Below are 14100 nucleotides of genomic sequence, written 5' to 3'. Positions count from 1 at the left end.
TCCGGGCGCTTCCCTTCGGTCTTGCGTTTCCGACTCTATCAGATCTTTTCTCGATCCGATTTCCTCGGTGCTTTCCAGGTTTCCCGCTCTCGCGGTTTCCCTTTCCGGCGCTTCCGACTCTATCAGACCCTTTCGGTGTCCGATTCCCTGTCGGAGGGGGTTGCCTTCCCGGCCCTTCGGCCGTTCCGACGAGTGAGACTTTAGCGGATTCCTTGACTCCGACCTAATCGGGGTCTGCGTCCTTTCGAACGCGGATTCCTCATTCGCAAACACGCGCACCGAAGAACACGGCGAAAGTTCGCCGAGTAGTGGCTGGTACCTGCGGAATGGCTGTCCGGGGACCGACCGGAGTCGGCTCTCACGTCGGACAACTCGAAGTACCTTACGGATCAGTCCGAGAGGTGTCAACTCACGACGGGACGGCGCTCCGCAGGCGTAGTCTGTGGTCCGTGACTACGCGTACGTGCAACCAGCAGTGGTGGGCCGCCTGACGGCGGCCGAGTTCACGTACGCACTCAACGGCCGCCGCCTCGGCGGCCGTTGTCGTATCTCCCTCCAGGGCTTCTGAGGGCCGGCCGCCGGGACGGCGGTCTCGACCAGGAGGTGGAGTGGAGATGACACGGGTCTTCAGCGGGATCAAGCCGACCGGGCATCTGACGCTGGGGAACTACCTGGGCGCCATGCGACGGTGGGTCGAGGTGGACCAGCACGCGTCGGACGCCTTGTTCTGCGTCGTCGATCTGCACGCGCTGACCGTGGACCACGATCCGGCACGGGTGCGCAGGCTCAGTCGGCAGGCGGCGACGCTGTTGCTGGCGGCGGGGCTGGATCCCGAGCTGTGCACCGTGTTCGTGCAGAGCCATGTCGACGAGCACGCGCGGCTGTCGTACGTACTCGAGTGCGTGGCGACCGACGGTGAGATGCGGCGGATGATCCAGTACAAGGAGAAGGCCGCACGGGAGCGGGCGCGGGGCGGGAGTGTGCGGTTGTCGCTGCTGACGTATCCGGTGCTGATGGCCGCGGACATCCTGGCGTACGGGACCGATGAGGTGCCGGTGGGGGACGACCAGACGCAGCACGTGGAGTTGGCGCGGGATCTGGCGGTGCGGTTCAACCAGCGGTACGGGCAGACGTTCGTGGTGCCGAGGGCGACGCGTCCGGAGGTGGCGGCGCGGGTGATGAACCTGCAGGAGCCCGCCTCCAAGATGGGCAAGAGCGACGACTCGGGTCCGGGGATCGTGTACCTGCTCGACGAGGCGGACACGGTGCGGAAGAAGGTCATGCGGGCCGTGACCGACAGTGGGCGGGAGGTCGTCTACGACCGGGAGGGGCGGCCCGGGGTGGCGAACCTGCTGGAGATCCTCGCCGCCTGTACGGATGGGGATCCGAAGACGCTCGGTGAGGGGTACGCCTCGTACGGGGCGCTGAAGAAGGACACCGCGGAGGCCGTCGTCGAGGTGCTGCGGCCCGTGCGGGCGCGGCACAAGGAACTGTGCGCGGATCCTTCGTACGTGGACGACGTGTTGCGTCGCGGGGCCGGCAGAGCCCGGGCGATGGCGCGGCCGACCGTGGATGCCGCTTACCGGGCGATCGGGCTGCTGCCCGCGGGCGCGGAGGCACGTCCCTCCCGCGCCTGCGGCCCGTCTCGATGAGACCACTCGAACGAGCGACCACCCGCGCGCCCGCCGAGCCCGCGGGTGGTCGACTCCCGAACGCTGCCTGGACGGGGGCTCAGTCCTTCTTGCCCGAGGCCAGTTGGCGGCTGCGGTCGCGGGCCGCTTCGAGGGCGGCGATGAGGGCGGCTCGTACGCCGTGGTTCTCCAGTTCGCGGATGGCGTTGATCGTGGTGCCCGCGGGAGACGTGACGTTCTCCCGGAGCTTGACCGGGTGTTCGCCGCTGTCGCGGAGCATGGTGGCCGCGCCGATGGCGGACTGGACGATCAGGTCGTGGGCCTTGTCGCGGGGCAGCCCGAGCAGGATGCCGGCGTCGGTCATGGCCTCGACCAGGTAGAAGAAGTAGGCGGGGCCGGAGCCGGACAGGGCGGTGCAGGCGTCCTGCTGGGACTCGGGGACGCGGAGGGTCTTGCCGACGGCGCCGAAGATCTCCTCGGTGTGGGTGAGGTGCCCGGCGGTGGCGTGGGTGCCGGCGGAGATGACGGACATGGCCTCGTCGACGAGGGCGGGGGTGTTCGTCATGACGCGGACGACCGGGGTGCCGGGGGCGAGCCGTTCCTCGAAGAAGGAGGTGGGGATGCCGGCGGCACCGCTGATGATCAGGCGGTCGGTGGGGACGTGGGGGGCGAGTTCGTCGAGGAGCGTGCCCATGTCCTGCGGCTTGACCGTGAGGATGAGGGTGTCGGCGGTCTTGGCGGCCTCGGCGTTGGTGACCGGGGTGACTCCGTAGCGGGTGCGGAGTTCTTCGGCCCGTTCCTGGCGGCGTGCTGTGACCAGGAGGTCGGCCGGGGCCCAGCCTGCTCGGATCATTCCGCTGAGCAGGGCTTCGCCGATCTTGCCGGTGCCGAGGACTGCGACTTTCTGGGTCATGGATTCATCTTTGCACCGGGGGTGCGGGGCGGGGGTGGGTGTCCGGTGGGCGGGATGTGGTCCGCTGCCCTGCGACCGCCCTCCGGCGCCGTGACGTCACACGGTTCGGCGGCGCAGCGTGGCCGCGCCCAGGGTCAGTACCAGGAGCGCGCAGCCCGCCACGATCAGGACGTCCCGCACGAAGGTCGGGGTCATGTCGGTGTGGTGGAGGACCTCGTTCATGCCGTCGACCGCGTAGGACATGGGGAGGGCGTCGGAGATGGCCTCCAGGGCCGGGTGCATGGCGGGGCGGGGGGTGAACAGGCCGCAGAGGAGGAGCTGGGGGAAGATCACCGCGGGCATGAACTGGACCGCCTGGAACTCGGAGGCCGCGAAGGCGGAGACGAAGAGGCCGAGGGCCGTGCCGAGCAGGGCGTCCAGGAGGGCGACGAGGAGGAGCAGCCAGGGGCTGCCCGTGACGTCGAGGCCCAGGACCCAGAGCGCGAGGCCCGTCGCCAGTGCCGACTGGATGATCGCCAGAACGCCGAAGGCGAGCGCGTACCCGGCGATCAGGTCGCCCTTGCCGAGGGGCATGGCGAGGAGGCGTTCGAGGGTGCCGGAGGTGCGTTCGCGCAGGGTGGCGATGGAGGTCACCAGGAACATCGTGATCAGCGGGAAGATGCCGAGGAGTGAGGCGCCGATGTTGTCGAAGGTGCGCGGGCTGCCGTCGAAGACGTAGCGCAGCAGGAGCAGCATCAGGCAGGGGATGAACAGCATCAGCGCGATCGTGCGCGGGTCGTGGCGGAGTTGGCGCAGGACGCGGGTGGCGGTGGCGGTGGTGCGGGAGGCGGTGAGCGTCGGGTTTCTCATCGCGCTGTCTCCTTGGTGCGGCCCGCGGCGACCGCCTGGTCCACCAGGTGCAGGAAGGCCGCCTCGACCGTCTCGGTGCCGGTGCGGGTTCGGAGGGCGTCCGGGGTGCCGTCGGCGAGGATCTCGCCCTCGCGCATGAGGAGGAGACGGTGGCAGCGCTCGGCCTCGTCCATGACGTGGGAGGAGACGAGGAGGGTGGCGCCGCGGGTGGTGGCGAGTTCGTGGAAGAGGTTCCACAGGTCGCGGCGCAGGACGGGGTCGAGGCCGACGGTGGGTTCGTCGAGGACCAGGAGTTCGGGGGTGCCGAGGAGGGCGACGGCGAGGGAGACGCGGCCGCGCTGGCCGCCGGAGAGATTGCCGGCGAGTGTGTCGGCGTGGCTGGTGAGGTCGACGTCGGCGATGGCCCGGGTGACTGCTTCGTGGCGGCGTTCGGCTGCCGCCCGGCCGGGGTCGAGGATCGCGGCGAAGTAGTCGAGGTTCTGGCGGACGGTGAGGTCGTCGTAGACGGAGGGGGCCTGGGTGACGTAGCCGATGCGGGTGCGGAGGGCGGGGTGGCCGGCGGGGTGGCCGAGGACCTGGAGGGTTCCGGTGACCTTGGCCTGGGTGCCGACGACGGCTCGCATGAGGGTCGACTTGCCGCATCCGGAGGGTCCCAGCAGGCCGGTGATCTGGCCGCGGGGGACGGTGAAGTCGAGGGTGTGCAGGACGGTGCGGGGGCCTCGTACGACGGTGAGGTCCGCGGCCTGGACGGCGGGGGCCCCGGGAGGGTCGGGGTCGTAATTCATCATGCGATGAATAATCCTCCCGGGGCAGGGTGCCGTCAAGCGAGGGCCACCAGCAGTTCCACGTCGTAGACCTCCTCCACCGTGCCGTCGGTGAAGGCGTCGAGCAGACGGGCGCGTTCCTCGGCGAGGAAGGCCCGGGTGCTCTCCTCGTCGTGGACCAGCAGGACCGATTGGCTGCCGAGGTTGGCGAGATGGGTGTCGAGAGAGACGCGGCGGCTCCAGCGGACCGTGCGGTCGGCGAAGTCCAGGCGGCCGGTCGGGTCGGCGAGGGCGGACCGTGAACCGTCGGTCACCTCCCTGCGGCGGTCGACGCCGAAGTGGCGCTCCACACGGTCGTACTGAGCGTCGATCCACGGGACGCCGGCGGCGCCCTTGTTCCACCACAGCGCGAGGGCGCCGCCCGGACGCAGCACGCGCAGCGCCTCCGGCACCGAGCGGACCGGGTCGGTCCAGTGCCAGGCCTGGGCGTAGGTGAGGAGGTCGGCGCAGGCGTCGGCCAGCGGGAGGGCGTCGCCGTTGCCGCGGACCAGCGGGACGGCGGGGAGGGTGCGGCGGAACTGGGCCGCCATGCCGTCGCCGGGTTCGACGGCGAGTACGTCGGCGCCGCGGTCGCGCAGGAGCGCGGTGGCTATGCCGGTGCCGGCGCCGACGTCCACGGCTCGGGCGCCGGCCAGGGGGCGGCCGGCGAGTTCCTCGAGGGCGTCGAAGAGGGCGGGCGGATAGGAGGGGCGGTTCGCGGCGTACTGGGCTGCGGCGCTGTTGAAGGAATGGGCGCGGGAGGGGGGCGGCGACGCCGAGGGAGTTGCGGTCATACGGCCATGCTGGCCGGGGCCGCGGACGTGGGCGTCTTCTTTTCTTGATCCTTACGACGCGCGGGGGTGCCGCCGGAGCAGGCGACCGGGACCCCGCGCCGGTGGAGGTGACGGCGTCCCCGTCATCCCCGGCGGCGCTTCCTGGAGGGGTTCCCCGTGCGGCGCGCGGAGCGGCGGGCGTGCCGCGTGCGGGCCTCTTCGTACTCGGCGCGGTGCAGTTTCTCGCCGGGGGCCTCGACGAGGGAGCGGAAGAAGTAGGCGACGAGCGAGCCGACGAAGCCGATGGCCAGCAGACCGCGCAGGGAGGCCTGGCGGGCCGGGTCGGGGCGCCTGTCGAAGCCTGCCCAGGTGTTGCCGAAGGCCAGCGCGCTGCAGATCGCGAACATCGCGATGACCAGGACGGTGACGAAGGTGCCGCTGCCCGCGATCTGCAGGCCCTGGTAGGCGAAGCGCAGGACGAGACAGGAGGCGACGGCCGCCGCGAGCGAGCCGACGGCCGCGGCCGCGCGGCGGGCCGCGTAACCGTTGTCGTGGTTCACCCAGGTCGTTCCGAAGAAGCGCAGGGGCTCGGGGCGGGGGCCGCCGTCCGGGGTGTCGCCCGAGGAGCCCGCCGGGGTGTCCGGGGTGCCGGTTTCGTCGCTCACGGGACGATTATCGCCGGACGCCGGGGCGGGCTCCGTGGCGGGTCAGGAGCAGCGGGACGTGACGTAGCCGTCGACGCCGGTGTGGACGTAGGCGTCGGACACGTACTGGCCGTCGCCGATGTTGTCCCAGATCTTGCTGGTGCCGTACGGCCCGGTGACGGTCTGGCCGGGCGTCTGGCAGTAGATCGGGACCTCGGCGCCCTCGGCCAGGGTGCGGACGAGGCTGTAGTTGGTGCCGGGGCCGCTGCGGACGTGGAGCCGGACGCCCGGGGCGACCGAGTAGTAGTGCACGGCGGTGACCGCGGTGGTGACCGCCGGGGCCCCGCCCCCGCCCTCGAGGCCCGCGGAATCCTCGGACTCCGTGATTTTCCCGATGCCGACAACAGACATGTGCATTCCCCCCGTTCGACCCCATGACTGCCATGGGGCCCCGTTGATTCCCCTGAAACCCAGAACGAAACATGTGTGCGTGAATCGCGCGGAAACGCTAGCAAGCCGCCTCTGTCTCGCACGAGTCATCGACTAGGCTCCGTGCGTCGCGCGCGCCGACGAACAGCACGGGGGTGGTCCCATGGCGCCACAGCGGAACGCCGGAGCGGGCGCGGAAGCGGAACTTCCCGAGTACGCCGGTCACTACCTCCTGGAGTCGCGCCTGGGCGCGGGCGGTATGGGTGTGGTGCACCTGGCCCGCAGCACCTCCGGCATGAAGGTCGCGGTGAAGGTCGTACACGCGCAGTTCGCCAGGGACCCCGAGTTCCGTGGCCGGTTCCGGCAGGAGGTGGCCGCCGCCCGGCGGGTGAGCGGCGCGTTCACCGCGCCGGTCGTGGACGCCGATCCGGAGGCCGAACGGCCCTGGATGGCAACGCTGTTCATCCCGGGACAGACCCTCGCCGAACATGTGAAGGAGCACGGGGCCATGGCCCCGGACCGGTTGCGCCGGCTGATGGCCGGACTGGCCGAGGCGCTGCGCGACATCCACCGGGTGGGGGTCGTGCACCGCGACATGAAACCGAGCAACGTGCTGCTCGCCGAGGACGGGCCGAAGGTCATCGACTTCGGGATCTCCCGCCCGAAGGACAGCGAACTGCGGACCGAGACCGGGAAGTTGATCGGCACTCCGCCGTTCATGGCGCCGGAGCAGTTCCGGCGCCCGCGCGAGGTCGGGCCGGCCGCCGACGTCTTCGCCCTGGGATCGGTCATGGTGCACGCGGCGACGGGGCGCGGGCCGTTCGACTCCGACAGCCCCTACGTCGTGGCGTACCAGGTCGTGCACGACGAACCGGACCTGACCGACGTGCCGGAGAACCTCGCGCCGCTGGTGCGGCGCTGTCTCGCCAAGGAGCCGGAGCAGCGGCCCACCCCCGACGAACTGATGCGGGAACTGCGGTCGGTGGCGGCCTCGTACGACACGCAGACCTTCATACCGGCGCCGGGCACGGTCGGCACGCCCGCGGACGAGGCACGGACCGGCGGGGGCACGGGCGGGCCGGCCGAGGTCACGGAGCCCGCGGTTTCCGGGTCCGAGGTCGCCGAGGCCGGGCTCGTGGCGTCCGAGGGGCCGCGCAAGGGGCGCCGGGGCCGGTGGTGGGGCGTGGCGGCAGGCGTGCTGGCTCTCGTCGTCGGCGGTGCGGTCGCCTCGGTGCGGTTGATCGACGATCCCGCTCCCCAGCCGGCCGCGGGCGGCTCGCAGACCGTGTCGGCCGGTGCGCCCGCCGACAGGTTCACGCCGTGGACGGCCGAGCCGGGGTCCGCGGCCGCCGGTACGGCCCGGTGCGCCTCGCTCGCCGACGCGTTGGTCTGCGCGCAGTCGGGGCGGGTCTACGCCCTCTCCCCGTCCGACGGGAGCCTGCTCTGGCGGCGCTCGGCCACCACGCCCCCCGGCGGTGGTCCGCCCGTGCTGTCGGGTGGGCTCGTGCAGATCGTGACGGACGGGGGGCGGCACGTACAGGCGCTCGACCCCGCGTCCGGCAAGGTCCGCCGGCAGCAGGACCTCCCCACACCCGGCGGAGGGCTGCGGTTCGCCGGTGACACCCTCCTGCTCACCGGGACCGACGGGACGGTCACCGGCGTGGACACCGCCTCGGGCCGGACGAAATGGCACGGCCGGGTGCCGGGGCAGACGATGCCGCTGTTCCAGTGGTACGCCGGGGATCGCGTGGCGTACACGGCGAGCACCTCCGACGACGGGTCGAGCACACGGGTCACGGCGGTGGACCCGGACACGGGTGCCGTGCGGTGGGAGAGGCGGTTCGAGGGATCACTGGAGCCCGTCGGCAGCAGCGGCGGATCCCTCTACTTCCTCTCCGTCGACCCGGTCTACGGAACGGCGCGGGCGGTGGTCCGCTACACCCCGGGGTCCCGGGCGACGCGGCGGGTGCCCCTGCCCGCCGCGGGCGAGGGCGTCCAGGCCACGGTACGCGGGGACGTGGTCTACCTGATGGCCACCGGTGGCTCCCTGTCGGCGGTGGACACGGGCGCGCGCCGGCAACTGTGGCAGCTGCAGACCTCGGTGAGCCGCGGCTCGGCACCGGCCGTCGACGGCGGCCATGTGTACGTCAGCATTCCCGACGGGCGGCTGCTCGCCGTCGACGCCCGGCACGGCAGGCTCCTCGGGCAGACGCCGACCCGGCTCGGCGCGCACGCGGACCGGGTCGCCGCCGCCCTGTCCGAGCCGGTGGTCGCCGACGGCCACGTCTACGCCACCGCCCCCGACGGGACGGTCTTCGCCGTCGACGGGCGCGACCCGGCGGCCTGGTGACACGAGGGGGCCGCCTCCCCCGGAGGCGGCCCCTGTCGGTGCACTGCGGTGCGCTTGGGCGTACTTCGGCCTACTTCGGTGTGGACCCTTTCGCGGTGTGCGGGCGTTCAGCCCAGCCTGGTCACGTCCCGCACCGCGCCCTTGTCCGCGCTGGTCGCCATGGCCGCGTACGCCCGCAGCGCGGCCGAGACCTTGCGGTCGCGGTTCTTCGGGGCGTAGGCGCCGTTCAGGGCCTGCTCGCGGCGGGCGAGTTCGGCCTCGTCGACGAGGAGCTCGATCGTGCGGTTCGGGATGTCGATGCGGATGCGGTCGCCGTCCTCGACGAGGGCGATGGTGCCACCGGAGGCGGCCTCGGGGGAGGCGTGGCCGATGGAGAGGCCCGAGGTGCCGCCGGAGAAGCGGCCGTCGGTGATCAGGGCGCAGGTCTTGCCCAGACCGCGGCCCTTCAGGTACGAGGTCGGGTAGAGCATCTCCTGCATGCCGGGGCCGCCCTTGGGGCCCTCGTAGCGGATGACGACGACGTCGCCGTCCTTGACCTCCTGGGTGAGGATCCGCTGGACGGCCTCCTCCTGGGACTCGCAGACGACCGCCGGGCCCTCAAAGGTCCAGATGGACTCGTCGACGCCGGCCGTCTTCACCACGCAGCCGTCGACCGCCAGGTTGCCCTTGAGGACCGCGAGGCCGCCGTCCTTGGAGTACGCGTGCTCGACCGAGCGGATGCAGCCCCCGGCCGCGTCGTCGTCCAGGGCCTCCCAGCGCTCGGACTGGGAGAAGGCCTCGGCGGAGCGCCTGCAGCCGGGCGCCGCGTGCCACAGTTCCACCGCCTCGGGGGACGGGGAGCCGCCGCGCACGTCCCAGGTCTTCAGCCAGTCCCCCAGGGACGGGCTGTGCACCGCGTGCACGTCCTCGTTGAGCAGGCCCGCGCGGTGCAGTTCGCCGAGGAGGGCGGGGATGCCGCCGGCCCGGTGCACGTCCTCCATGTAGTACGTGCGGTTCTTCGCGACGTTCGGGGCGACCTTGGCCAGGCAGGGGACGCGGCGGGAGACCGCGTCGATCTGCTCCAGGCCGAAGGGGACGCCCGCCTCCTGGGCCGCGGCCAGCAGGTGCAGGATCGTGTTGGTGGAGCCGCCCATCGCGATGTCCAGGGCCATGGCGTTCTCGAAGGCCTGGAAGGTGGCGATGTTGAGCGGCAGGGCCGACTCGTCGTCCTGCTCGTAGTAGCGGCGGGTGAGGTCCATGACCGTGCGCGCCGCGTCGACGTAGAGCTGCTTGCGGGCCGTGTGGGTGGCGAGGACCGAGCCGTTGCCGGGGAGGGAGAGGCCGATCGCCTCGGTGAGGCAGTTCATCGAGTTGGCGGTGAACATGCCGGAACAGGAGCCGCAGGTCGGGCAGGCGTTCTCCTCGATACGGAGGATGTCCTCGTCCGAGATCTTGTCGTTCACGGCGTCGGAGATCGCGTCGACCAGGTCGAGCGTGCGGACCGTGCCGTCGACCAGGGTGGCGCGGCCGGACTCCATCGGGCCGCCGGAGACGAACACCGTGGGGATGTTCAGCCGCAGGGCGGCCAGCAGCATGCCCGGGGTGATCTTGTCGCAGTTGGAGATGCAGACCAGGGCGTCCGCGCAGTGCGCCTCGACCATGTACTCCACGCTGTCCGCGATCAGGTCGCGGGAGGGCAGGGAGTAGAGCATGCCGCCGTGGCCCATCGCGATGCCGTCGTCGACGGCGATGGTGTTGAACTCGCGCGGGATGCCCCCGGCCTCGACGATCGCCTCGCTGACGATCCGGCCGACCGGCTGGAGGTGCGTGTGGCCCGGCACGAACTCGGTGAAGGAGTTGGCCACCGCGATGATCGGCTTCCGGCCGATGTCCGCACCTGGTACACCGGAGGCGCGCATAAGGGCGCGGGCGCCCGCCATGTTGCGGCCGTGGGTGACTGTGCGGGACCTCAGCTCGGGCATCGTCGCTCGCTCCTTCGAAGACCGTCCGGCAGAGACGTCTGCCGGACCTCTGCCAGAGAGTTCTGACTCCCTACGAGCCTACGCCGACCCTCCAAGGGATGGACACGAGTGTCCGGAATGCGGGACGCGTGTTTCACGGGCGCGGCGGAACGGGCCTGGCTCAGGGGTTCGTCAGGTGCCCCTGCACCGCCGGCGCCACCCGCGCGATGATCTGCTCCAGGTCCGCCGAGGCCAGCGGCTCCAGCTTGATCACATAGCGCATCATCGCCGCGCCCACCAGCTGCGCGGCCGCCAGCTCGGCCCGCAACTCGGCGTCCGGCCGGTCGAGCTGGGCGGCGACCCGGCGCAGGAGCTGGGTGGCGACGAGGCGGCGGAAGACGGCGGCGGCGGTCTCGTTGGTCACGGCGGAGCGGAGGATCGCGAGCAGGGGCGTACGGGTCGTGGGGTCCTCCCAGACGCCGAAGACGAAGCGGGTGAACCGCTCCCCCACCTCGTCCGTCGGGCCGGCGGCCACCGCTGCGGGGGCGTTCAGGGCGGGCGCGAAGGCGACCGCGATGGCCGCCTCGAAGACCTGCTCCTTGGTGCCGAAGTAGTGGTGGACAAGCGCGGAGTCGACACCGGCGGCCTTGGCGATGCCGCGCACCGAGGTCTTCTCGTAGCCGCGCGCGGAGAACTCCTCGCGGGCCGCGGCCAGGATGCGGTCGCGGGTGTCCGCCGACTCGGTGCGCGGGGGGCGGCCGCGGCGGCGGGCGCCGGTCGTCCCGGTCACCGCCGGGGCACCTTCAGCGCGGACGCCAGGTGCAGGCGGGTGAACGCCAGGGCCTCCGCGAGGTCGGCCTCGCGCTCGGCGCCGGACATCGCCCGGCGGGTGTTGACCTCGATGACGACGTGACCGTCGAAGCCGGTCAGCGCGAGCCGCTCCAGCACCTCGGCGCAGGGCTGGGTGCCGCGGCCGGGGACCAGGTGCTCGTCCTTCGCGGAACCCCTGCCGTCGGCGAGGTGGACGTGGCCGAGGCGGTCGCCCATCCGCTCGAGCATGTCGAGGGCGTCCGTGCGGGCGGTCGCGGCGTGACTGAGGTCGATCGTGAAGTGCCGGTAGTCGTCCTGGGTGACGTCCCAGTCGGGGGCGTAGGCGAGCATCTCGCGGTCGCGGTAGCGCCAGGGGTACATGTTCTCCACCGCGAACCGTACGTCCGTCTCGTTCGCCATGCGCCAGATACCGGTGACGAAGTCCCGCGCGTACTGCCGCTGCCAGCGGAACGGCGGGTGCACGACGACGGTGCCGGCGCCGAGCTTCTCGGCGGCCGCCCGGGCACGCTGCAGCTTGACCCACGGGTCGGTGGACCACACGCGCTGGGTGATCAGCAGGCACGGCGCGTGCACGGCCAGGATCGGTATCCCGTGGTAGTCGGACAGCCGGCGCAGCGCCTCGATGTCCTGGCTGACCGGGTCGGTCCACACCATGACCTCGACGCCGTCGTAACCGAGGCGTGCGGCGATCTCGAAGGCCGTCGCCGTGGACTCCGGGTAGACCGAGGCCGTGGAGAGGGCGACCTTCGCATCTGGGATGCGGACGGGATCTGCCATGAGGGACAGGTTACGGTGTGCGGTCGCGGGAGTGCGGGGTGCCCATTGGCCGTTGTGGGGTTTCCCACGGGCGGTGCGGACGGTGCCGCGACCTGACACGGGCACCGGTCCCGCCCCTCCTCTTTCCGGCTCTTCCGGGTCTTCCGGCTCTTCCGGGCGGCTACACCGACTCCATGTGAACCGATCCCATGTGATCGAGCCGCCGCAGGATCACGCCCTCCCTGAGCGCCCACGGGCAGATCTCCAGGTTCTCCACGCCGAACAGGTCCATCGCGGCCTCGGCCACCAGGGCGCCGGCGACGAGCTGGCCGGCGCGGCCGTCGGAAACGCCGGGGAGTTCGGCGCGCTGGGCGGTGGTCATGCAGGCCAGGCGGGGCACCCAGGCCTCCAGGGACTCACGCTTGAGCTCGCGCTGGACGTACAGGCCCTCCGCGGAGCGGGCCGCGCCGGCGATGCGGGCCAGCTGCTTGAAGGTCTTGGAGGTGGCGACCACGTGGTCGGGGGCGCCGAAGCGGGTGAACTCACCGACCGTGCGGGCTATCTCGGTGCGCACATGGCGGCGCAGTGCCCTGATCGCCTCGGGGCTGGGCGGGTCGCCGGGCAGCCGGCCGGCGGTGAGCCGGCCCGCGCCGAGCGGGAGGGAGACGGCGGCGTCCGGTTCCTCGTCGATGCCGTAGGCGATCTCCAGGGAGCCGCCGCCGATGTCCAGGACGAGCAGTTTCCCGGCCGACCAGCCGAACCAGCGACGGGCGGCGAGGAAGGTGAGGCGGGCCTCCTCCGCGCCGGAGAGGACCTGGAGCTCGACGCCGGTGGCGTCCTGGACCCGGGCCAGCACCTCGTCGGCGTTGCTCGCCTCGCGGACGGCGGACGTGGCGAACGGCAGCAGGTCCTCGACGCCCTTGTCCTCGGCGGCCTGGAGCGCGTCCCGGACGACGCCGATCAGTTTGTCGACGCCCTCGGCGCCGATGGCGCCGCTGCCGTCGAGGAGCTGGGCGAGCCGCAGCTCGGCCTTGTGTGAATGCGCGGGCAGGGGGCGCGCGCCGGGGTGTGCGTCAACCACCAGCAGATGCACCGTGTTCGAACCCACGTCCAGGACACCGAGTCTCATGTACGGAACGCTACCCACAGCCGGGCCGTTCTCAGGTCCCGGAGCGGCCGCTTGCCGCTTACCCTGGACGGGTGCCAAAGACGAAAAAGGCGAAGACCGACAAATCCTCCAAGGGTCAGAAGGATTCCGCGGATTCTTCGCAGGTGAAGGCGCCCAGGTCCGGAAAGGTCCCCATGGTGAGCTCCAGGGCGAGCGACGAGAAGGGGCTCGACTTCGCGCGCGCGTGGGTGGAGTTCCCTGATCCGGCGGACGACGAGCAGGTCTTCCGGTGCGATCTGACATGGCTGACCTCCCGGTGGAACTGCATCTTCGGCAGCGGCTGCCAGGGCATCCAGGCGGGCCGCGCGAGTGACGGGTGCTGCACGCTGGGTGCCCACTTCTCCGACGAGGACGACGAGAAGCGGGTCGCCGGGCATGTGGCGAGGCTCACCCCGGACATCTGGCAGCACCACGACGAGGGCCGGGCGCACGGCTGGGTCTCCGAGGACGAGGACGGCTCCCGGCAGACCCGGCCCTTCCAGGGTTCCTGCATCTTCCAGAACCGGCCCGGCTTCGCGGGCGGCATGGGCTGCTCGCTGCACATCCTGGCGCTGCGCGAGGGCCGCGAGCCGCTGGAGACCAAGCCCGACGTGTGCTGGCAGCTGCCGATCCGGCGGACCTACGACTGGATCGACCGGCCCGACGACACGCGCGTGCTGCAGGTGTCCATCGGCGAGTACGACCGCCGCGGCTGGGGTCCGGGCGGCCACGACCTGCACTGGTGGTGCACGTCGGCGACCTCCGCGCACGGGGCGGGCGAGCCGGTCTACGTCTCCTACCGGGCCGAACTGACCGAGCTGATGGGCAAGGCCGGTTACGACCGCCTGGTGGAGCTGTGCGAGCGGCGCCTGGCGTCCCAGCTGCCGCTGGTGGCCCCGCATCCGGCGGATCCGGTCTGAGCGTGCTCTCGCGGCACATCTAGGGCCTGTCCGGCGGATCAGGTCGCAGGGCACGGGCGGTGCCTCATCGGCGCTGGTGAGCGGGGCGAATGGGGGTGCCCCCGCGCGAGCTCG

The 14100-nt window shown here is 71.8% G+C and carries 14 protein-coding genes; 4 read left to right on the top strand and 10 right to left on the bottom strand.

All coding sequences use genetic code 11. From position 1 onward, the window contains the following. Nucleotides 1–442 precede the first annotated feature (442 nt). Together ACWC21_RS41065 and trpS are read left to right on the top strand one after the other, a co-directional pair. Nucleotides 443–568, top strand: coding sequence for a hypothetical protein (locus ACWC21_RS41065; protein ID WP_450889915.1), 126 nt, complete (start codon nt 443–445; stop codon nt 566–568). Nucleotides 569–614: 46 nt separating this feature from the next. Beyond that, nucleotides 615–1652, top strand: coding sequence for a tryptophan--tRNA ligase (gene trpS, locus ACWC21_RS41060; protein WP_450889917.1), 1038 nt, complete (start codon nt 615–617; stop codon nt 1650–1652). Between the two features lie 79 nt (nt 1653–1731). Here trpS and proC read toward each other — a convergent pair whose 3' ends face one another. The 6 genes from proC to ACWC21_RS41030 all read right to left on the bottom strand — a co-directional run bounded on the left by proC (nt 1732) and on the right by ACWC21_RS41030 (nt 6024). Next, a complete protein-coding gene (gene proC, locus ACWC21_RS41055; RefSeq protein WP_450889913.1) occupies nt 1732–2544 on the bottom strand; it encodes a pyrroline-5-carboxylate reductase in 813 nt (270 codons plus the stop codon). 96 nt (nt 2545–2640) lie between these two features. Then, the gene (locus tag ACWC21_RS41050; RefSeq protein ID WP_450889911.1) at nt 2641–3393 is read right to left on the bottom strand and encodes an ABC transporter permease; all 753 of its coding nucleotides are present in this window, start codon (nt 3391–3393) and stop codon (nt 2641–2643) included. Continuing rightward, nucleotides 3390–4181: an ABC transporter ATP-binding protein gene (locus ACWC21_RS41045; protein ID WP_450889909.1), complete on the bottom strand. Its 792-nt coding sequence runs from the start codon at nt 4179–4181 to the stop codon at nt 3390–3392. The genes ACWC21_RS41050 and ACWC21_RS41045 overlap by 4 nt, the downstream gene beginning before the upstream one ends. Before the next feature lie 32 nt (nt 4182–4213). Beyond that, entirely contained in the window at nt 4214–4990 is a 777-nt protein-coding gene (locus ACWC21_RS41040; RefSeq protein WP_450889908.1) for a class I SAM-dependent methyltransferase, read from the bottom strand. Between the two features lie 122 nt (nt 4991–5112). Beyond that, nucleotides 5113–5634, bottom strand: a complete 522-nt coding sequence (locus ACWC21_RS41035; protein WP_450889906.1) for an EamA/RhaT family transporter — start codon at nt 5632–5634, stop codon at nt 5113–5115. Between the two features lie 42 nt (nt 5635–5676). Beyond that, nucleotides 5677–6024, bottom strand: a complete 348-nt coding sequence (locus ACWC21_RS41030; protein WP_450889905.1) for an SH3 domain-containing protein — start codon at nt 6022–6024, stop codon at nt 5677–5679. A gap of 181 nt (nt 6025–6205) precedes the next feature. On the opposite strand from ACWC21_RS41030, the gene ACWC21_RS41025 reads away from it, so the two are divergent. Beyond that, nucleotides 6206–8392: a protein kinase domain-containing protein gene (locus ACWC21_RS41025; RefSeq protein WP_450889904.1), complete on the top strand. Its 2187-nt coding sequence runs from the start codon at nt 6206–6208 to the stop codon at nt 8390–8392. A 107-nt stretch (nt 8393–8499) separates the two neighbouring features. Here the strand turns inward: ACWC21_RS41025 and ilvD are convergent, their stop codons facing one another. The 4 genes from ilvD to ACWC21_RS41005 form a co-directional block, all read right to left on the bottom strand. Then, complete coding sequence (gene ilvD, locus ACWC21_RS41020) at nt 8500–10353, bottom strand: dihydroxy-acid dehydratase (RefSeq protein WP_450889902.1); 1854 nt, start codon at nt 10351–10353, stop codon at nt 8500–8502. 160 nt (nt 10354–10513) lie between these two features. Then, nucleotides 10514–11122 carry a TetR/AcrR family transcriptional regulator gene (locus ACWC21_RS41015; RefSeq protein ID WP_450889900.1) on the bottom strand — a complete coding sequence of 203 codons (609 nt, stop codon included), beginning with the start codon at nt 11120–11122 and terminating at the stop codon, nt 10514–10516. Beyond that, a complete protein-coding gene (locus ACWC21_RS41010) occupies nt 11119–11940 on the bottom strand; it encodes a sugar phosphate isomerase/epimerase family protein (RefSeq protein WP_450889898.1) in 822 nt (273 codons plus the stop codon). The genes ACWC21_RS41015 and ACWC21_RS41010 overlap by 4 nt, the downstream gene beginning before the upstream one ends. A 160-nt stretch (nt 11941–12100) precedes the next feature. Beyond that, nucleotides 12101–13048, bottom strand: coding sequence for a Ppx/GppA phosphatase family protein (locus ACWC21_RS41005; RefSeq protein ID WP_450889896.1), 948 nt, complete (start codon nt 13046–13048; stop codon nt 12101–12103). Nucleotides 13049–13119: 71 nt separating this feature from the next. Between ACWC21_RS41005 and ACWC21_RS41000 the strand changes: the two genes are divergently transcribed. Then, nucleotides 13120–13986 carry a hypothetical protein gene (locus tag ACWC21_RS41000; RefSeq protein WP_450889894.1) on the top strand — a complete coding sequence of 289 codons (867 nt, stop codon included), beginning with the start codon at nt 13120–13122 and terminating at the stop codon, nt 13984–13986. The last annotated feature ends 114 nt before the right edge of the window (nt 13987–14100 follow it).

This window comes from Streptomyces sp. NPDC001348, assembly GCF_053597535.1.
The sequence above is the reverse complement of the archived record's forward strand: the minus strand, read 5'-3'. Positions and strand labels throughout refer to the sequence as shown.